The organism is Alkalihalophilus marmarensis DSM 21297 (assembly GCF_000474275.2).
GTDB lineage: Bacteria > Bacillota > Bacilli > Bacillales > Bacillaceae_D > Alkalihalophilus > Alkalihalophilus marmarensis.
This window is the reverse complement of sequence record NZ_ATAE01000005.1, coordinates 71083-90872: the sequence shown is the minus strand read 5'-3', so window position 1 is coordinate 90872 and position 19790 is coordinate 71083. Positions and strand designations below refer to the sequence as shown.

Here is a 19790-nt window from a genome sequence, read left to right as displayed (position 1 = left end):
AAAACACGATCACACAAAAAAAATTCGCTAAAATTTTTCGTCTTTCTTCATATTTAATAAATTCTTTAAAAGCGGGTGAAGCTAAGTGCTGTAAGGATGCACGCATTTTTAAATTAGGTTATAATTCTACATAGTCTAAGAATTGTTCGGTTTTCAAATACGGATAAGAGGATAAATACATAGGGCCCAACCAATTCTACTAATAACCATTTAAGGAGGTATGTGATTTGACCGTATTACACTGGGCTACGATTTCGCCTTTTTTATTAGCTATTTTGATCCCATTTCTGTACAAATACGCTAGACGGATTCACACAGGCTGGTTTGTATTAGCACTCCCGCTTGTACTATTTATCTATTTCATTCAATACCTCTCGATAACCTCAACTGGAGGGGTTGTTGAGCACACCATTCCATGGGTACCGTCCCTTGGGATTAACTTTACTGTCTTTGTAGACGGGTTGAGTTTATTATTTGCCCTATTGATTACCGGTATTGGAACTCTAGTCATCCTCTATTCGATCTTTTACTTATCAAAAAAGACCGAAAGCTTGAACAATTTCTATGTGTACCTTCTCATGTTCATGGGGGCAATGCTTGGGGTTGTCTTATCAGATAACTTAATTGTCCTTTATGTGTTCTGGGAATTAACTAGTTTAGCTTCATCGCTATTAATTAGTTATTGGTTCCACCGTGAAAAATCTACCTATGGTGCTCAAAAATCAATGTTGATTACCGTTTTTGGTGGATTTGCTATGCTCGGTGGTTTTTCATTGCTGTATGTCATGACTGGCACATTCAGTATTCGCGAAATCATTGAAAATGTAGATCTTGTGACATCAAGCGAATTGTTTTTACCAGCTATGATTTTAGTGCTGCTTGGTGCCTTCACTAAATCTGCACAGTTCCCATTCCACATCTGGCTGCCAGATGCGATGGAAGCACCAACACCTGTTAGTGCGTATCTTCACTCTGCAACGATGGTTAAAGCAGGGATCTATCTTGTTGCTCGTCTTACACCTGTGTTTGCCGGCAGCGCAGAATGGTTCTGGCTCTTAACCGGATTTGGTGTTGTCACCCTGTTATGGGGTTCAACATCAGCTGTCAGACAAAAAGACTTAAAGGGAATTCTCGCCTTCTCAACGGTCAGTCAGCTCGGTCTGATTATGACTTTACTAGGCTTAGGTTCTGCAGCGATTTATTTTGGTGACAGCGTCGATCCAGCCTTTTATTCGTTTGCAATAATGGCTGCGATTTTCCACTTAATAAACCATGCAACCTTTAAAGGAAGTCTCTTTATGACAGCCGGTATTATCGACCATGAAACCGGCACACGTGATATCCGTAAGCTTGGTGGTTTAATGGCCATCATGCCGGTCACATTTACGGTTTCATTAATTGGACTCGCATCAATGGCAGGTCTTCCTCCATTTAACGGGTTCTTAAGTAAAGAAATGTTCTTTACAGCGCTTCTTCGCGCAACAGAAATGAACGCCTTCAATATGGAAACATTCGGCATCATCATTGTTGTACTAGCTTGGATTGCGTCTGTATTTACATTCTTATACTGCTTAATCATGTTCTTTAAAACATTTACAGGGAAATTTCAGCCAGAAAATTATGACGTAAAAGTACATGAGGCTCCAATTGGAATGTTAATCAGTCCAGTTATTCTAGGCTCTCTTGTTATCGTCTTTGGTTTCTTCCCGAACATCTTAGCTTATACAATCATTGAACCTGCAATGCAGGCTGTTCTGCCTACAGTACTTGCCGATGGGGAACTGTTCTATGTCAATATTTATATGTGGCATGGCTTTAATGCGGAACTGTTTATGACAATGGGTGTTGTAGCAGCTGGGATTATCTTATTCTTAATGATGAAAAACTGGGCAAAAACGGCCTTCTATATGAAAGAACGCGACCCGCTTAACTGGTTCTACGACAATTCACTTAGCGGTGTCATTTCAGGTTCTCAAGCTGTAACAAGAATCCAAATGACTGGTCTATTGCGTGATTATTTCGCATATATGACCGCTTTCATGATTCTATTGCTTGGCTATACAATGTTCCGCTACGATGCCTTTACAATCGATACAACCAATGTAACGGGTATTGCTCCATATATTTGGGTCATTACGCTCGTCTTTATTGCAGCAACGCTTTCCATTCCATTTATTAATAAACGGATCACCGCTGTTATTGTTGTAGGGGTTATTGGTTTCTTACTCGCTTTACTATTTGTTGTGTTCCGTGCACCAGATCTTGCCTTAACACAATTACTAGTTGAGACGGTTACAGTTTTACTCTTAATGCTTGCTTTTTATCATTTGCCAGAATTACGCAAAGAAGAATTCAAGCCGCGCTTTAACATCGTGAACTTGATTATCTCTATTGGAGTCGGGTTCCTTGTAACTGCGATTGCCTTAAGTTCTCTTGCTCTTGGAAATGAAGCAGGTATTGAGCCTATCTCACAATTCTTTGTAGAGAACTCTAAAGAGCTCGCAGGTGGGTACAACATGGTAAACGTCATCCTTGTTGACTTCCGTGGACTTGATACGTTGCTTGAGGTTCTTGTACTTGGAATTGCTGCATTAGGTGTCATTGCATTAATTAAGCTACGAATGACAGGGAGGGAAGATGTGTGAAGAACTTAAAATCTAATGATGTCCTTCTTCATTCCGTCACCCGCGTTGTGACATTCATCATCCTTGCATTTTCCGTCTACCTATTCTTCGCCGGACACAACAACCCCGGCGGAGGGTTTATCGGTGGATTAATGACGGCAAGTGCCCTGCTTTTAATGTATCTTGGGTTTGATATGAAGAGCATCAAAAAAGCAATACCATTTGACTTTACAAAAATGATTGCCTTCGGTTTGTTGCTGGCAATTGTTACGGGCTTTGGCGGCTTATTAGTCGGCGATCCGTATCTTACTCAATATTTTGAGTACTATCAGATACCAATTCTAGGTGAAACAGAGCTGACTACAGCGCTGCCTTTCGACCTTGGTATCTACCTGGTTGTTGTCGGTATTGCACTCACGATAATTCTTACGATTGCGGAGGATGATATGTAATGGAAATATTAATGTCCATCACTGTTGGTGTCCTCTTTATGGTCGGAACCTATTTAATTCTTACGAAAAGCTTGCTTCGAGTGATTGTAGGTTTAATCCTGTTATCACATGGAGCACATCTCCTGCTGCTCACGATGGCAGGCTTACAAAGAGGAGCACCGCCACTACTTGGTCTTGAGGCTAGCACATATAGTGATCCATTGCCTCAAGCATTGATTTTAACAGCGATTGTAATTAGTTTTGGGGTCACATCATTCTTGCTTGTACTTGCATACAGAACGTACAAAGAGCACAAGACAGATGATTTAGACCAATTAAGGGGATCTGCAGATGAATAACTTAGTCATACTACCGATTCTAATCCCATTTATTGTAGGTACGATTCTCATTTTATTTGCAAAAAATCATAGCTTACAGCGTGTGGTCAGCGGATTTACTGTGATCGGCATGCTGTTAGTAGCTATTTATCTTGCAGTTGATGTATATCAAAATGGAATCTCTGTTCTTGAACTGGGTAACTGGCAAGCACCATTTGGTATTGTCTTAGTTGCCGACATGTTTGCTACCATGATGGTCATTCTCGCCAGTATTGTAGGGGTTGTTTGTTTGTTCTTTGCCTTTCAAACGATCTCCTCAGAACGTGAGAAATATTATTTCTATCCGTTCTACTTCTTCTTACTTGCAGGGGTAAACGGAGCATTCTTAACCGGAGACTTATTTAACCTATTCGTCTTCTTCGAAGTGATGCTGATTGCCTCCTACATTTTAATTGTATTAGGAGGGACGAAGTATCAGCTTCGTGAATCATTAAAATATGTAATGATCAATGTTTTTGCTTCGATCTTGTTCATTGTCGGTGTGGCCTATCTTTACTCGATTACAGGAACACTGAACTTAGCTGACTTAGCTGTTAAAGTCGGTGAACTTGAACAGACAGGCGTATTAAATGTTATTGCGGTTATATTCTTAGTTGTATTTGCTATGAAGGGTGGTCTCTTCCCTCTTTATTTCTGGCTTCCGCGCTCATACTACGGACCGCCAGCAGCAATTGCCGCATTATTCGGGGGCTTATTAACGAAAGTTGGGATCTATGCGATCATGCGTACATTCACGCTGATCTTTACTCATGATCCAGACTTTACCCATATGTTAATTCTAATTTTAGCTGGTCTGACGATGTTCTTTGGGGTACTTGGGGCCGTTTCACAGTTTGACTTTAAGCGAATCCTCTCATACCACATTATCAGTCAGGTTGGTTACATGGTGATGGGGCTTGGTATTTACACGCAGCTAGCAATTGCCGGTGCGATTTACTATATTGCCCACCATATTATCGTTAAAGCAGCCCTCTTCTTATTTGCAGGGGCAACGCAAAAAATTACCGGAACAACCGATCTAAAGAAAATGGGCGGTTTACTTAAAACCCACCCATGGCTTGCATGGATGTTCTTTATCTCTGCAATTTCCTTAGCTGGTATCCCGCCGCTAAGTGGATTCTTTAGTAAGTTTGCGCTTATTTTAGCTGCATTCTTAAATGAGAATTATATTATTGCCGCTGTCGCTCTTGCAGTAGGACTTCTTACATTGTTCTCAATGATGAAGATTTTCATTTACGCATTCTGGGGTGAGCAGAAGCATACAGAACAACAAGCAAACTATAAAGTGGGCAAACTCTTACTGCCAATTGTTCCACTTGTCGCTTTAACCATTATCCTTGGTTTCGCAGCTGAGCCAATTTTCCAATATTCACTGCAAGTAGCTGACCAAATTCTAGACCCAACGATTTATATCGAATCTGTACTTAAGGAGTAGATGCTAATGGCTTTTCAAATATTATTAAACCTTGTCATTGCGGTTATCTGGGTTAACTTTCAAAATAGCTATACAGCTGTCGACTTCTTAATTGGATATGTTGTTGGGATTTTCATCTTATTCGTTTTAAGACGTTTTCTGCGTTTTGATTTTTACATGCGCCGCGTATGGGCTATTATTAAGTTAATTGGTTTATTCTTTAAAGAACTTATATTAGCCAATATAGACGTGATTAAGATTGTGTTAAGTCCTAAAATGAATATCCAACCTGGAATTGTAGCTGTGCCTACTAAATTAAAAACAGACTGGGAGTTAAGTCTTCTAGCATCTCTTATCTCTCTTACTCCAGGTACACTATCGATGGATTTCTCAGATGATAATAAATACATCTATATCCATGCGATTGATGTTCCTAATAAAGAGAAAATGATTCGTGATATTCACGATACATTTGAACGTGCTATTTTGGAGGTGACCAAATAATATGTTCCAATCCATTTTAATGATTGTATTAGTGGTCATGTCTATCTCATTGTTCGTTTGCTTTATCCGTACATTAATCGGCCCTACGATGTCTGACCGCATCGTAGCGCTTGATACATTTGGCATCAATCTAATTGGCTTCATCGGGGTCATTATGATGCTTCAGGAAACTTTGGCATACTCAGAAGTTGTTCTTGTCATTAGTATTCTTGCCTTTATCGGGTCGATTGCGCTTTCTAAATTTATTGAAAGGGGTGTTGTCTTTGACCGCGGTTGAGATAATTATTAGTATCTTTGTTCTCATTGGCGGCTTTCTTAGCCTGTTAGGTTCGATCGGGATTATTCGTTTCCCTGATGTGTACGGTCGTCTCCACGCTGCGACAAAGAGTGCAACACTTGGTGTAATCTCGATTATGCTCGCAACGTTCTTATTCTTCTTTCTCGTTCACGGTGAATTTGTCGGGAAGCTGTTATTAACGATTTTATTCGTTTTCCTAACTGCTCCTGTAGCAGGAATGATGATGGGCCGTTCTGCTTATCGTGTAGGCGTGCCTTTATGGGAAAAGAGTACTCAAGATGACCTAAAGAAGATGTATGAGAAGAAAATGAAAGGAAGCAATTAAGCTTCGCATAAAGAATAAGGGGGCTGTCCATTAAGATCATAAAACGATCTTGGGACAGCCCCTCTCTGTTTTAAAGTGGAATTTTTTAGTGGATTTGTTTATGAGCAGATGATACACTTGCTCTATTATTAATGTGATGACTCGGAGGTTTACATGTTTCAATCATTATGGGAGTATATATTAGTATTTTTGGCGGCAGCTACGCCTTGGCTCGAAGCGATTGTCGTTATACCAATCGGAATTATTCGCGGGCTAAATCCAGTGCTCGTATCAATTGTTGGTTTTGTCGGTAACATGCTGACTATTTTACTTGTCGTTATTTTCTACGAAAAATTCGAGGCATGGAGAGCACGCAGACGCGAGGAGAAAGGAATCGAAGAAAAGCCTCCTACAAAGCGTCAGGAGCGCGCTAAGCGAGTCTGGAACCGTTATGGTCTTCCCGGCCTTTCCATTGGAGGGCCGCTGATTTTAGGCACCCATTTAACGATCCTTATGGCGCTTGCACTTGGAGCGAAGAAACAAGCTGCTACTTGGTGGATGACCATCAGCTTAATTGCCTGGATTCTTGTTTTTGCTATCGGCACCTATTATGGTTTTACCTGGTTCACTAGTTAGGGATTATTACTGGATTAGACGCCTTCATGTACAGTTCATGAAGGCTTTTGTTAGGATGTTTACGTACGTCCCTCCCCCTTTGTTAGGACTTCATTTTCTGTATTGCTAACTTGACAGTTAATCGACTTAATGGTCTCATTATCAAGCAATCCCCATAATATGACAAAAATAGTGCTGTTTTATCGACTTCGTTCTCTAGTGAAAACGGCTCGAGTGTGTTATGATATTAATTTATAAAGGACGTTAGGAGCATTTGTTTAGCTAACGTTAAGGAGTGAAGTGAATGTTCCTTTTAGAACATCTCGATCAGACGGTGAAGAAAATGAAAGGTCAAATTGCAAATATATTAACACTAATGAACCTTGGGTTAGGTGCCCTCTCAATCATCTTTGTTCTGCAAAATGAACTTAGAATGGGATTGTTATTTATTACAATTGCAGCGGTATGTGACCGACTTGACGGAGCAGCAGCAAGACGCTTTCAGTCTACGTCTGAATTTGGAAAACAACTAGACTCACTGAGTGATATTGTCTCTTTTGGAGTCGCACCAGCTTTATTGATTCATCAAGCTGTTTTACATGAATTCGGCTCAGTCGGGGCAATTTTTGCGATTATCTTTATTATTTGCGGAGCGATACGTTTAGCTCGCTTTAATGTAATGGAAAGTCATGGCTTCTTTGTTGGCCTTCCTATCACAGCTGCAGGATGTATCTTAACATTTTCATCTCTATTAGTTCCATTTCTAGAAGCATATAGTTTTATGTTCATTACGATGATCCTTGCCTTGCTTATGGTCAGCTCATTTAAAGTGCGTAAGATGTAGAATAAAGGATAAAGCTCAAAGCGACTGCTTGAGCTTTTTTCGTATCTAAATTAGGGAATCTACGCTTTTTTGCTGTCGAAATGTCAAAAAGAGTGGAAAAATTGACTTTAAATGCTTGAATTTACCCCCAAAGTCTTGACACTACTGGGGTTTAATGAGTAAATTTGAGTTGCAGGTTATTTTAGCTTGTTGGGACAGTTATTAAATCCAATCGAACAAACGAAGATAGATTCACATTCTATAAGAGTTTATCTAGCGTTTTTCAAAACAAGGTATGAAAGGGAGTTTTTTTCATGAACAAAACAGATCTAATTAATTCAGTATCAGAGCAGGCAGACCTTTCTAAGAAAGATGCTTCTAAAGCAGTAGACGCTGTATTTGACAGCATCACTAACGCACTTGTTGAAGGTGGTAAAGTTCAGCTAGTAGGTTTCGGAAGCTTTGAAGTACGTGAGCGTTCTGCACGTAAAGGCCGCAACCCGCAAACTGGCCAAGAAATTGAAATCCCAGCAACAAAGAACCCAGCATTCAAGCCAGGTAAACAATTAAAAGACGCTGTAAACTAATAACGTCAAAAGTAAAAGCGAAGAGGAGTACTCTTCGCTTTTTTCAAAGAGTCATATCACATTTAATATTGAAACCTTAAAAAAAGTATGATAATTTGAAAGTAGTTTCAGATTCATATTTTCAGACTCATATTAAAATAACAAAATTAAATAGCCAGACCACTAGGGGTGCAATTATTGCTGAGAAAGGTGCAAGCCTTAACCCTATTACCTGATCTAGATAATACTAGCGGAGGGAAGTGGTGAGAGCGTCTATTCTCAGTTGTAACTCCAGCTGTGTTCAGCGAGATTGCATACAGCAAGGTTTTACTGTACATATGACGTATATCAACCACTTCTTTTATAGAAGTGGTTTTTTATTTGCTTTAAAGGAGTGAGAACATGAAATCTATTGCAGAACTCATTGAAAATGTTGAGGAAAGAGAAGAAGAACTTATCTGCCTGTTGCAGCAGCTAGTAGAATATCAAACGGAAAGCCCCCCAGCTAGAAATACGAAAGAAGCACAAGATTTTATCGCTCACTACCTTGCCGATGCGGGCTTTGATATTGATATGTGGGATGTTTACCCAAATGACCCAAATGTCGTAGCTGTTAAAAAAGGGACAGCTTCTGCTCACCACCGCAGTTTACTCTTAAACGGACATGTAGATGTAGCTTCCGTTTCCAAAGACGAAAACTGGACCTCCCCCCCTTTTAAACTGATTAAAGAAGGGCGAAAGGTGTACGGACGCGGAACGGCAGACATGAAAGGCGGTCTGGCTGCCTGCCTGTTTGCAGCAAAACTTCTCCATGAAGCAGGTATAGAACTTCCAGGTGATCTGACGATTGAATCGGTCATTGGGGAAGAAGTCGGTGAAGCTGGTACAAAAGAATGCTGCGACCGGGGCTACGGTTCAGATTTTGCGATTGTAGCTGATACAAGTAATTGCGAGATTCACGGGCAAGGCGGAGTCATTACAGGCTGGGTAACAGTGAAAAGCCCAAAAACCTTCCATGACGGACTGAGACGCAATATGATTCATGCTGGCGGCGGACTCTATGGTGCGAGTGCTATTGAAAAAATGACTAAGTTGATTCAAGGTCTTAGCGAGCTTGAGCGTCATTGGGCCATCACAAAGTCATACCCTGGTTTCCCAAGCGGTATGAATACAATCAACCCAGCTGTGATTGAGGGCGGCCGTCATGCGGCATTTATAGCTGATGAATGCTCGCTTTGGATTACAGTGCACTACTATCCTGATGAAACGTATCAAGAGGTCACCCGTGAGATTGAAGAACATTTACTTGCCGTTGCAGCTGGTGACCCGTGGTTAAAAGAACACCCTCCTCTTTTCCGTTGGGGCGGTACTTCGATGATTGAAGACCGGGGTGAAATCTTCCCTGCCCTTCCGATTGATTTGGAGTGGAATGGGTTGAAGCTTTTAGAATCCACTCACCATAAAACGTTTGGTGTTAAAACAAAAGTCGGAATGTCTTCTACTGTAACCGACGGCGGGTGGCTTGGTGAGGCTGGTATTCCAACCGTCATCTATGGTCCTGGGGAGTTAATCCATGCCCATGCTGTGAATGAAGAGCTCTCTATTGATCAACTCATTGATTATACAAAAACCATATTAACGTTTATCTATGAATGGTGTCATAAAGAAAAGCAATAGCTTTTATATAACGTAGGATAAAAAAGGAGGAATTGCACATGTCATTTTCAGCACGTTTACATCAAAAGGCCCTCCCCATTTGGGAGGCTAGTCATAACCATCCATTTGTAAAAGGAATCGGGGACGGGACACTTGATATTGAGAAATTTAAGTTCTTTATGAAACAAGACTATGTCTACCTAATTGATTACTCCAGACTATTTGCGCTTGCAAGCATGAAAGCAAATTCGCTTAAAAATATGGCCCTATTTGCCAAAATGCTTGACGCCACATTAAACATTGAGATGGACCTTCACAGGCAATATGCAGAGAGACTTGGGATCTCGGCTGAAGAGTTAGAAGCTACCCAAGCTGCCCCGATGACATTAGCCTACAGCAGTTATATGTTAAGTGTTTCTGAGAGAGGCTCTTTAATTGATTTAGTGACTGCCATTCTCCCTTGTGCTTGGAGCTATTATGAAATTGGAAAGAAGCTCGCAGAAATACCAGGAGCCATGGAACATGAATTTTATGGCGAGTGGATTACGATGTATCAATCAGAAGAATTTGGCGAAATCGCTGATTGGCTGATTAAACTGCTTGATGAATTAGCCCTTGGACTCCCTGAGAGTGAATTAGCCCGTCTTGAAGAGATTTTTTTTAACACAAGCCGCTTTGAATATATGTTTTGGGAGATGTCTTATAACGAGGAGTCTTGGCCTTCTCATGTCCGCTAAGCTGCTTGAACTACGCGATATAACATTCACTTATAAAACGGCTCAGCGGCCAACGATTGAACGTTTAAATGCAGAAGTTTATGAGGGAGAATTTCTCTCTCTCATTGCACCGAGCGGAGCGGGTAAAAGCACTATCTTCCGTTTACTCATGGGTCTAGAACAGCCTCAGCACGGAGAAGCTCTTTTTCATAACAACAATAGCGCTATGGGCTATATGCCGCAAAAAGACCTTCTTTTAGAATGGCGTACGGTTCTAGAAAATGTTACCCTCCCGCTCGAGTTAAAAGGCGTGAATAAAAAAGAAGCAAAAACAATCGCCGAACCTTATTTTGTTCAGTTTGGATTAGAAGGTACACAGCATCAATACCCTAGAGAACTTTCAGGCGGAATGAGGCAGCGTGCATCCTTTCTAAGAGCGATGATTGGGGGTTCTAAGCTCTTACTATTAGATGAGCCCTTCAGCGCCTTAGATGCCATGACCAGGCTCCATATGCAGGATTGGCTGCAAAAGGTCTGCAGGGACTTGAATTTAACTGTCATATTAATTACTCACGATATGGATGAAGCCATAAGAGTAAGTGATCGAATCCTAGTCTTCTCTAGCAGCCCAATGAGTACTTATTTAGAACTGTCAATAGAAGAACCTCACCCTAGAGCAAATCTTGAAACACTGGCTCCGTTTAAACAACAGATTATGAGGCAGCTGTTTAGTGGAGTTGACTCAATATGATTAGAAACTATACGGCTCCCGGCCTGCTCTTACTCGGGCTATTAATCAGCTGGGAGATCTTAGCTGGATTTATTGATAAACCTTATTTGATGCCAGGACCATTAGCCATCACAGATAAATTAATTTCGCTTCATTCAACATTATTCTTTACCCACCTCCCTGCAACACTCCAGGTGGTGATTACAGGGCTTGTTATCTCCACTATTTTAGGAGTCACAGTCGCTATATGTATGCATGGCTACCGGCTTATTGAGAGGGCTCTTTACCCGCTTCTTGTTATTTCACAAACTATACCTATCATTGCACTAGCACCGATCTTTGTGCTTTGGTTTGGCTATTCCGTTTGGAGTAAAGTGGTCGTCACTGTCCTTATTACCTTTTTTCCGATTACGGTCAACATGTATGATGGTTTAAAGTCAACTCCAAAGGAATTAAGAGAATTATTTCAAACAATGAATGCAAGCCCGTTTGCAACGTTTATTAAATTATATGTTCCCCATAGCCTGCCTTCTTTCTTATCAGGAATGAAAGTCGCTGTACCGCTCAGTGTCGTAGGAGCAGCGATCGGGGAGTGGTTAGGCGCAGAAGCTGGTCTCGGCTATTTCAGCAGACGAATGATGACTCAATTTGACGGGGCTGGAGTATTTGCTCCAATCGTATGGCTTGCGCTTATTGGAATCCTTGGATTTTTACTTATCACTATTATTGAACGATACCTATTACGTTGGAGGGCTTAACAATGAAAAGATTACACTTATTATCGCTCACGCTTTACCTTTTAGTTCTAGCTGCTTGTGGCGGAGAGGTCACAGAAACGTCTGCAGAGTCTACTGATCCCTTAGAAGATGTAGACATTATGCTAGATTGGTATCCTAACGCTGTTCATACCTTCCTGTATACCGCAATAGAAAATGGCTATTTTGAAGAAGAAGGATTAAACGTAAACATCATTTTCCCTGCCAACCCTACCGACCCTATTAACTTAACGGCAGCAGGAGAACTTGACTTTGCTTTAAGTTATCAGCCTGATATTATTACAGCCCAGCATCAAGGCTTGCCTATTGAAGCGGTGGCTCCCATTGTACGAAGCCCTCTTAATCACGTAATGTTTTTAGCGGACCAGAACTTCTCAAGCCCACGTGACTTAGAAGGTAAAACAGTCGGTTACCCTGGTATTCCATTAAATGAACAGCTGCTAAAAACGATGGTTGAAAACGACGGAGGAGACTTCTCTAAAGTTAAAATGATCGATATCGGATTTGAATTAGGTCCAGCCATTATGACGGAACGTGCTGATGCGATCATCGGAGCATATATTAATCACGAATACCCAGTGTTAAAGCATGAGGGTTACGATATAAACTATTTTAACCCGACAGACTACGGTGTTCCTTCTTATTATGAGCTTGTGTTAATCACGAATGAAAAGCTGATGAACGAGCGACAAGAAACCGTAGAAGCCTTTTGGCGTGCGGCTGTAAAAGGCTATGAACAAATGAGAGATGAGCCTGAGGAGAGCCTTAACATCCTCTTAGACAACCAAGAAGAAGCTAACTTCCCTTTAATTGAAACAGTCGAAAAAGAAAGTTTAGATATCCTTCTAAGTAAAATGGAAACAGAAGAAGAAGCTTTCGGAGCACAAAGCAAAGAGCATTGGGAGCAGATTGAAAACTGGTTAGAAGAAACTAAAGAATAGTTATCAAAGAGCTGTCCTATTGGGCAGCTCTTTTTTTGGCCGAGTTAGTTAAATGATAGACCCAATAATGCCTTCAACTGATGCAAAGAAGTGATGAAACCGAGCAATTCTCTTGCCGACAGACTCATAAATGTTTTGAAAACATACAATCGACCACCACTTACCGCCTAAGTTCAAAATGCGTTTCATTGATACAAAATCTATTCTAAAACTTTATATGATTGATCCCTCACTACGACCGTCTCGGGTGTGATAGAGATAAGGATGGCTGTTTTGCCAAATGACGTAAAACGTGGATCCCATTTATCTTGTTCTGCTCCTAAGTAACGCGTTAACAGGCGATTTGCTCTTTCTTGGTCAAAAGACACAACCTCCCCTGCTCCTCTAAAGCCAATATGTATAACCTTCCCAGTCCTTTGATCATACTCCACTATTCCTAAAGCACATTGAGGTTCCGCCTCTATTCTCCTCGGGAAACTATCGGTGTTTATATCTCCTATAATCCACAGCTTCCCTTCTTCCCATAAAAACCAAACAGGTGAATCTCTCGGGACGTTCTCTTCTACTGTAGCCAAATGGGCAAATAAAGACTTCTTGAGCAGCTTTTCCATATCGACTTCTCCGCGATCACGTATGATTTTCACTATTTAATCAACCTTTCTATTTATATGATTCTTACTTTCACTTCGACACGTTAATCCCCATCCCTTCTACCTTTCTGCACCACTATATATTCCTGCTCTCTTAGTTGTAGATTAGATATGAACCAAGTCTCACAAGGTAAAAACTCCCTATTTTCTGTCATTTAACTGTAGCAATCTTTACCAATCGTTAGACTCCTCTTTATTCTACCTAAATAAAATCTATGTAAACTACTATTTGTAAGCAAAACTAGTTATACATAGGAGGAAACAAGAATGAAAATGTTTAAAAGATTTGCCGCTACCGCTTTGTGCACAGCAATGATCGTTTCAGGGTTTAGTTACGTGCAACATGTTAACGCAGGACCTCCCTCCCACTCAAATGCCAAAGTAGAAAACGTCATCTTCATGATTCCAGATGGTTATTCTGCTAGTTATGCGACGAATTATCGAATTTACAAAGGAGAAGACACAGTCTTAGATTCGATGTTAGTAGGAATGATGAAAACCAACTCTGCCGATAACTGGGTAACTGATTCCGCAGCAGCAGGAACCGCCATGGCAACGGGCTCTAAGACAAATAATGGTATGGTCAGTGTTTCTCCAGAGGGGGAAATTCTTGATACAGTTTTGGAAGCAGCAAGTGATGCAGGAAAATCAACCGGGCTCGTTGCGACCTCGACCATCACGCATGCCACTCCGGCTGTGTTCGGTTCACATGTTGAGTCTCGCGGCAGTGAGGCTGATATTGCTCTTCAATTAATCAATGATGTAGATGTCATGCTTGGAGGGGGTAAAAGCAACTTCCTGCCAAAAGAAGAAAATGGAAATCAAGCAGAACGTAATTTAGTAGAAGAAGCTAAATCGAATGGATATGAATTCGTAGAGACAAAAGAAGAGCTTTTAGCAATGAATGGCAAACAGGATAAAGTGCTAGGCTTATTTGCAGATGGCGGCATGGCACCAGAACTAGATCGGGATCACACAGAGGAGCCAAGTCTCGCAGATATGACCACCGCTGCACTACATTCGCTATCAAATAATAAAAAAGGGTTTTTCTTAATGGTAGAAGGAAGCCAAATCGATTGGGCCGGTCATGCACATGATGCAGCTTGGGCAATGAAAGACTCGGAAGCTTTTGAAATGGCCGTTGAAGAAGCATTAGAGTTTGCTAAGAAAGACGGTAAAACATTAGTAGTCGTTGCAGGAGATCATGATACAGGCGGAATGAGTGTTGGCGGTTATGATGAATACCTTTCAAAAGTTGATATTTTAAGAGATGTAACGGCTACGGGAGATTTTATGGCCGGGGAGTTGAATGAAGATCGCAGCAATGCACGCGACATTGTAAGCCAATATGCCAACATTAAGCTTACAGAAGATGAAGAAGCTCGCATTAAATCAGCCGCTGCTAATCAAACAGCGATGACAATCAATCAAATAATAAGCGAGCGTGCCTATGTGGGCTGGACATCAAAAGCACATACAGGTGTCGATGTTCCTGTATATGCCTACGGTCCGCAATCAGATTTATTTTACGGTCTGCTAGATAATACAGACCTGCCAAATCGAATTGCCGAAGCAATGAAAATTGAGTTTGGTAAGTAATAAGAAAAGGAGTTCCTCTGCATTAGAGGAACTCCTTTTTCGATTTAGAAATCAAAATTATCAGGATCTGGGCCGCAGCGCTCATCTTTGTTTAATGCATTGATACGATCCATATCTTCATTTGTTAATTCAAAGTCAAAAATATCCGCATTGGCAATAATGCGATATTCTTTAATAGATTTAGGGATTGTAATGACTTTTTGTTGAAGGTCCCAGCGCAAAATAATTTGAGCTGGTGATTTTCTGTACGATTCAGCTATTTCTTTAATGGTCTCATCTTCTAGTAATTCACCTTGCTTTAACGGAGACCATGCTTCAAGCTGAATCCCTTCACTCTCACAAAATTGCTTTAATTCTACTTGGGTAAGATGCGGGTGAAACTCTACTTGGTTGATCATCGGCTTAATCTCAGCTTCTTTTAAAAGGTCACGAAGGTGATGAATGTGGAAATTACTTACACCGACAGCCTTTACTTTCCCATCTTTATAAAGCTTCTCAAGCGCTTTCCATGTCTCAATGAATTTCCCTTCAACAGGCCAGTGAATGAGGTATAAATCTAAATAATCGAGATCAAGACGTTTTAAGCTCTGATCGAATGCTGCAAGGGTTGATTCATAGCCTTGATCAGCATTCCATACTTTAGAAGTGATAAACAATTCTTCCCGAGGAATACCTGACTCTTTAATACCTTGTCCTACCCCTTCTTCGTTTTTATATATCGCAGCCGTATCAATACTTCTGTATCCATTTTGAATGGCAATACGAACGGATTCACTTGCCTCAGACCCATCTTTCACTTTATATACGCCAAGGCCAAACCAAGGCATTTTCACTCCATTATGTAACGTAGTTGCCTCTTGCAAACTCATAACCATACTTCCATCCTCCCCATACTTCATTAAAAATGAATTTAACTAAAAGTTCTTTCTATTCTATTTTCCTATACCTCTATCACATCTGACAAGCTTTATTTCATCTAAGTAAATCGTTAAAGCTTTAAAACAAGAAAGCTTTTCTTATTAAGAGTCTTCTAGTGACACTCGTTGGCTAAGGTGTATGAACTCTTCAATATCCTCAAACACTTTTTCTAAGCTTAGCAGCCAAAATTCTTCTTCTCCTGCATCCATTCCGGTATATTTTTTTATAAGTTCTTCAACCGATAGAACAGATGTATCAAGCAGAATATCCTTCAACAAAGTCCCTCTATCATCCGATTTTTTTAGGAATTGATAGAATCCGCTGCTGATTAAATGGGCAACGGTATAAGGATAATGGTCAAACGGTTTATGGGTGAAATAAAAATGCCTTAAGGAGGCCCAAAAGGTAGGCTCATATGTATCAAAAAGATTATTCATCACTTCTTTTTGAATACTTTCCATGAGCATGTTTAGTTCATCAGCACTTACATAACCAGATGTACGTTTATCATAAAAGACAACTTCAAACTGATGCCTGATATAGCTGTTTACGATCGTAACTAGATCACGAACGAGCTGTTGGTTTAACAAATGTAATTTTTCACCGTCATCTTCTGCCTTCTCGATAGCCGCCCGCATGACAATCGTTTCTGTTAACGTTGATGCAATTTCTGCCATGACCATAGGACAGTCCTGCCTGTACATAGGCAGCTCTTGCAATAGCTTGTAATGATAGGCATGTCCGATTTCATGTGCTAGCACGCCAACACTTTCTATTTGTTGGTTATAATGCATGAGTATCCGTGATTCCTTATCGATTGGAAACGCTGCACAAAATGCCCCCGGACTCTTACTCTCACTGGGCAGCGCATCAATCCAGCCATTTTCAACAATATGCCGAGTAAAAGCAGCTAGATTCTCATCAAAGCTCTTTAAATGGTTTTCAATAAATTCAACTCCCTCTTTAAAAGGAATGTGCATTTTATCTTGCTTTTGGGGCAATGATGCAAATTGGTCAGTCCAACATAGATGATCTGCCTTAAATAATACGTGCTTATGTCTGATGTAATGATAAAAAGGCTCTATATGCTGAAGCACCGAATTCCACATAGCATCCAACGTTTTTTCATTCATCCGATTAAGATGAAGAGATTCCTCTAGAGATGATTCCATCCCCTGATTCTTATAAGCATTTAATCTGAATCCTGCTATATGATTGAGCGCTTTTGCACAAAGAGGAGCTTCATGCTGCCATGCTTCTTTCCATTTCTTGATTCCTTCAACTCTTTTTACACGATCACTGCCGTAATAAATCGTACTTAAAGCATTTTGTGCCGTAAGCTCATCTTCATCTAACATGAATGAGATGCGATTTGCGGCTAGTTGATGAAGGTCACCCCAAGCATGCAAACCATCTGCCTCTAAGGAAAATATCGCTTCTCCTTTCGCTTGATTACGTGACAGCTGTTTACCTCTACCGTGCTCTAGATGAGTTCTAATTTCTGCTAAACGCTTATCACCGCGAAGGACCTTCCATTCTTGCTCTCTCAGTCCAGCCAATTCAATCTCTACTTGCGATTCTACTATTTTATAAATGCTATACACTTGATTGACCTGATCAAGCCATATTTGAGGAGCTTCTTTTGTTGTATCGATAGAGCGTAAACAAATCACATATTCAAATAGCTGATACCATGATTGGTAAAGCTTCTGCAGATCTAGTTTCTTGTATTCTTTTGTATCTTGACTTTAAGGCTTTCTAAACCTTCTTCAATATTCTTTAAATACTTGGGAACCTCTATTTCATCTGGCCCCCTCGGTGTAATTCGGTCCAAATCCCATTTCATTTCGAACACCTCATTTATGCCAAACTTAGATCTACTTTACTTAACTAAGTACGTTTTGGTTATTCGTTCATATAAAGGCCTTTCTTTTTTAAAGAACGTTATAATGACAAATGGAAATAGAATATATTTTAAAAACTCACGAGAAAGCAATTGTAATCGTGACGGTTTTTCAGCCTCTTCGTTATATACATGTAAATCAACAATCATCATACCAAACGAACGTCCTGCACGAAATACATATAAAAAATGCACAAAAATAAATATGACCGCTAATATCCCCCAGTTAATGAGGAGCAAATGAAACTCATTTTGATATAAATATCTTGAAAATCCTTCTGCATCATAATGAGGTGATTCAGAAATGACCATCAACCAAGAAGTTGTTCCTGCCGAAGCCAAAAGAAGTACTACGGACAGAAATAAAAAATCATAAAAACCTGCTAATATACGATACCAGCCGCTTGCTAACTCATCTTTATTTAATAAACGGGCCTTCCAATCAATCCCCACCGCTTCTCCCCCTTTTTTTGCCAGTTAATTATAACATAATTTTCTAAAAAATCAGTTAAGAACGGACGAATTTCTTGATAGATGGAGATTATTCCCCTTCCCTTATAGGAATGATAGGATTGAAGAATCAATTTCTATGATGTAAAATGAATCAGTGAGAATTCATGCCAATTACATACAACACTAATTAAAGAGGTGGATTTGAATATGAGTAATGATAAAATTTTAGTTTTCGGTCACAAGAATCCAGATACTGATACTATTTGTTCTGCTTTAATTTATGCAGACCTTAAATCTAAGCTTGGAGGGAATGTTGAAGCTGTTCGTCTTGGAGAGATTAACGAAGAGACTGCCTTTGCATTAAACTATTTTAATGCTGAAAAGCCTCGACTTGTAAATACGGTTTCAGATGAGGTTGCTGAAGTCGCGCTTGTTGACCATAATGAATTTCAACAAAGTGTAGATGACATTGAGAATGTAAAGATTATTGAAGTAGTAGACCACCATCGTATTGCAAATTTCCAAACGAAAGAGCCACTTCATTTCCGAGTAGAGCCGGTTGGATGTACAACAACCATTCTACGAAAAATGTACCAAGAGAATAATGTAGAAATCACAAAACAATTTGCTGGTTTAATGGTATCTGCTATTATCTCTGACTCATTATTATTCAAATCACCAACATGTACAGAAGAAGATGTACAAGCTGCTAAGAGTTTGGCTGAAATTGCAGAAATTAACCTTGATGAATACGGCCTTGAAATGTTAAAAGCAGGAACGAAGCTTGAGAACCGTTCAGCGGAAGAAATTATCTCAATTGACAGTAAAGAGTTTCCTATGGGAGACAAATTAGTTGAGGTTGCACAAGTAAACACAGTTGATGTAGCAGAAGTACTAGCGAGAAAAGACGAACTTGCAGCTGCAATGAATAGAACGATCGAAGAAAAAGGACTCGAAGTATTTGTTCTAGCAATTACAGACATCTTAGAAGGAGATTCTACGATCCTTACCTACGGTGCGGGAGCAGCTAAAGTCGGCGAAGCATTCGATGTAGCGATTACTGAAGACACAGCTCTTTTAAAAGGTGTCGTATCAAGAAAAAAACAAATTATTCCTGCATTAACCAAAGCTATTGGTTAATGTACTCTCAAATCTTGCTTCTAAATAGAAGCAAGATTTTTTTATGCGGTTTCCTCTAATGAAAGAATATGATCGATTTTAAACATACGCCGCTGCCTTCTTTTATGGCAATAGGCGATCAAATGAGTTTCATTCATTTGAATAATGGTAATACTCCTTTGGGTAACCATGCCCTCAGCAGATAGATAGATCATTTCAATCTTCTTTTTGTTTTCTATGGCTCTTCTTAGCTGTCCTTTCATTAGACCCACCTCACTCACTTTTTTACATTATACACAAACGCACGTTCTCAATCAACACAAATAAGAACATACATTCTTAATTATTGTAT

The 19790-nt window shown here is 40.1% G+C and carries 24 protein-coding genes and 1 riboswitch; of the genes, 17 read left to right on the top strand and 7 right to left on the bottom strand.

Annotated elements, in window-relative coordinates; genetic code table 11:
• Window positions 1-227: 227 nt before the first annotated feature.
• The 15 genes from A33I_RS01805 (at window position 228) to A33I_RS01735 (ending at window position 12796) form a co-directional block, all read left to right on the top strand.
• On the top strand, window positions 228-2645 hold the full coding sequence (locus A33I_RS01805; protein ID WP_022626770.1) for a Na+/H+ antiporter subunit A: 2418 nt from the start codon (window positions 228-230) through the stop codon (window positions 2643-2645).
• On the top strand, window positions 2642-3076 hold the full coding sequence (locus A33I_RS01800) for a Na(+)/H(+) antiporter subunit B (protein ID WP_022626769.1): 435 nt from the start codon (window positions 2642-2644) through the stop codon (window positions 3074-3076). Before A33I_RS01805 ends, A33I_RS01800 begins: the two co-directional genes overlap by 4 nt.
• Complete coding sequence (locus A33I_RS01795; RefSeq protein WP_022626768.1) at window positions 3076-3414, top strand: Na(+)/H(+) antiporter subunit C; 339 nt, start codon at window positions 3076-3078, stop codon at window positions 3412-3414. The genes A33I_RS01800 and A33I_RS01795 overlap by 1 nt, the downstream gene beginning before the upstream one ends.
• Window positions 3407-4888, top strand: a complete 1482-nt coding sequence (locus A33I_RS01790) for a Na+/H+ antiporter subunit D (RefSeq protein ID WP_022626767.1) — start codon at window positions 3407-3409, stop codon at window positions 4886-4888. Before A33I_RS01795 ends, A33I_RS01790 begins: the two co-directional genes overlap by 8 nt.
• Before the next feature lie 6 nt (window positions 4889-4894).
• Window positions 4895-5371, top strand: coding sequence for a Na+/H+ antiporter subunit E (locus tag A33I_RS01785; RefSeq protein WP_022626766.1), 477 nt, complete (start codon window positions 4895-4897; stop codon window positions 5369-5371).
• 1 nt (window position 5372) lies between these two features.
• A complete protein-coding gene (locus A33I_RS01780) occupies window positions 5373-5648 on the top strand; it encodes a Na(+)/H(+) antiporter subunit F1 (RefSeq protein WP_012958051.1) in 276 nt (91 codons plus the stop codon).
• Entirely contained in the window at window positions 5635-5994 is a 360-nt protein-coding gene (gene mnhG / locus A33I_RS01775; RefSeq protein WP_012958050.1) for a monovalent cation/H(+) antiporter subunit G, read from the top strand. The genes A33I_RS01780 and mnhG overlap by 14 nt, the downstream gene beginning before the upstream one ends.
• A gap of 153 nt (window positions 5995-6147) precedes the next feature.
• On the top strand, window positions 6148-6609 hold the full coding sequence (locus tag A33I_RS01770) for a small multi-drug export protein (protein WP_022626765.1): 462 nt from the start codon (window positions 6148-6150) through the stop codon (window positions 6607-6609).
• Between the two features lie 283 nt (window positions 6610-6892).
• Window positions 6893-7432, top strand: coding sequence for a CDP-diacylglycerol--serine O-phosphatidyltransferase (pssA, locus tag A33I_RS01765; protein ID WP_012958048.1), 540 nt, complete (start codon window positions 6893-6895; stop codon window positions 7430-7432).
• A gap of 293 nt (window positions 7433-7725) precedes the next feature.
• The gene (locus A33I_RS01760; protein WP_012958047.1) at window positions 7726-7998 is read left to right on the top strand and encodes an HU family DNA-binding protein; all 273 of its coding nucleotides are present in this window, start codon (window positions 7726-7728) and stop codon (window positions 7996-7998) included.
• 154 nt (window positions 7999-8152) lie between these two features.
• Window positions 8153-8253: riboswitch (TPP riboswitch) on the top strand.
• A gap of 126 nt (window positions 8254-8379) precedes the next feature.
• A complete protein-coding gene (locus A33I_RS01755) occupies window positions 8380-9654 on the top strand; it encodes an acetylornithine deacetylase (RefSeq protein ID WP_022626764.1) in 1275 nt (424 codons plus the stop codon).
• A 38-nt stretch (window positions 9655-9692) separates the two neighbouring features.
• Complete coding sequence (tenA, locus tag A33I_RS01750) at window positions 9693-10370, top strand: thiaminase II (RefSeq protein ID WP_022626763.1); 678 nt, start codon at window positions 9693-9695, stop codon at window positions 10368-10370.
• Entirely contained in the window at window positions 10360-11100 is a 741-nt protein-coding gene (locus A33I_RS01745) for an ABC transporter ATP-binding protein (RefSeq protein ID WP_022626762.1), read from the top strand. Before tenA ends, A33I_RS01745 begins: the two co-directional genes overlap by 11 nt.
• Complete coding sequence (locus A33I_RS01740; protein WP_022626761.1) at window positions 11097-11837, top strand: ABC transporter permease; 741 nt, start codon at window positions 11097-11099, stop codon at window positions 11835-11837. The genes A33I_RS01745 and A33I_RS01740 overlap by 4 nt, the downstream gene beginning before the upstream one ends.
• Before the next feature lie 2 nt (window positions 11838-11839).
• Complete coding sequence (locus A33I_RS01735) at window positions 11840-12796, top strand: ABC transporter substrate-binding protein (RefSeq protein WP_022626760.1); 957 nt, start codon at window positions 11840-11842, stop codon at window positions 12794-12796.
• A 48-nt stretch (window positions 12797-12844) separates the two neighbouring features.
• Here the strand turns inward: A33I_RS01735 and A33I_RS20720 are convergent, their stop codons facing one another.
• Together A33I_RS20720 and A33I_RS01730 are read right to left on the bottom strand one after the other, a co-directional pair.
• Window positions 12845-12985 carry a hypothetical protein gene (locus A33I_RS20720; protein WP_161808672.1) on the bottom strand — a complete coding sequence of 47 codons (141 nt, stop codon included), beginning with the start codon at window positions 12983-12985 and terminating at the stop codon, window positions 12845-12847.
• An 11-nt stretch (window positions 12986-12996) separates the two neighbouring features.
• Window positions 12997-13440 (bottom strand): pyridoxamine 5'-phosphate oxidase family protein, encoded by a 444-nt coding sequence (locus A33I_RS01730; protein ID WP_022626759.1) that lies wholly within the window; start codon window positions 13438-13440, stop codon window positions 12997-12999.
• A 273-nt stretch (window positions 13441-13713) separates the two neighbouring features.
• On the opposite strand from A33I_RS01730, the gene A33I_RS01725 reads away from it, so the two are divergent.
• Window positions 13714-15045 carry an alkaline phosphatase gene (locus tag A33I_RS01725; protein ID WP_022626758.1) on the top strand — a complete coding sequence of 444 codons (1332 nt, stop codon included), beginning with the start codon at window positions 13714-13716 and terminating at the stop codon, window positions 15043-15045.
• A 44-nt stretch (window positions 15046-15089) separates the two neighbouring features.
• On the opposite strand, the gene A33I_RS01720 is transcribed toward A33I_RS01725, so the two are convergent.
• The 4 genes from A33I_RS01720 to A33I_RS01710 form a co-directional block, all read right to left on the bottom strand.
• On the bottom strand, window positions 15090-15920 hold the full coding sequence (locus tag A33I_RS01720; RefSeq protein WP_022626757.1) for an aldo/keto reductase: 831 nt from the start codon (window positions 15918-15920) through the stop codon (window positions 15090-15092).
• Between the two features lie 144 nt (window positions 15921-16064).
• Entirely contained in the window at window positions 16065-17636 is a 1572-nt protein-coding gene (locus tag A33I_RS01715) for a M3 family metallopeptidase (protein WP_022626756.1), read from the bottom strand.
• A 44-nt stretch (window positions 17637-17680) separates the two neighbouring features.
• Window positions 17681-17809 (bottom strand): hypothetical protein, encoded by a 129-nt coding sequence (locus tag A33I_RS21380; RefSeq protein ID WP_022626755.1) that lies wholly within the window; start codon window positions 17807-17809, stop codon window positions 17681-17683.
• 36 nt (window positions 17810-17845) lie between these two features.
• Entirely contained in the window at window positions 17846-18319 is a 474-nt protein-coding gene (locus A33I_RS01710; protein WP_022626754.1) for an RDD family protein, read from the bottom strand.
• A gap of 207 nt (window positions 18320-18526) precedes the next feature.
• On the opposite strand from A33I_RS01710, the gene A33I_RS01705 reads away from it, so the two are divergent.
• Complete coding sequence (locus tag A33I_RS01705) at window positions 18527-19459, top strand: manganese-dependent inorganic pyrophosphatase (protein WP_022626753.1); 933 nt, start codon at window positions 18527-18529, stop codon at window positions 19457-19459.
• A 41-nt stretch (window positions 19460-19500) separates the two neighbouring features.
• On the opposite strand, the gene A33I_RS01700 is transcribed toward A33I_RS01705, so the two are convergent.
• The gene (locus tag A33I_RS01700; protein WP_012958035.1) at window positions 19501-19701 is read right to left on the bottom strand and encodes a WYL domain-containing protein; all 201 of its coding nucleotides are present in this window, start codon (window positions 19699-19701) and stop codon (window positions 19501-19503) included.
• Between the last annotated feature and the right edge of the window lie 89 nt (window positions 19702-19790).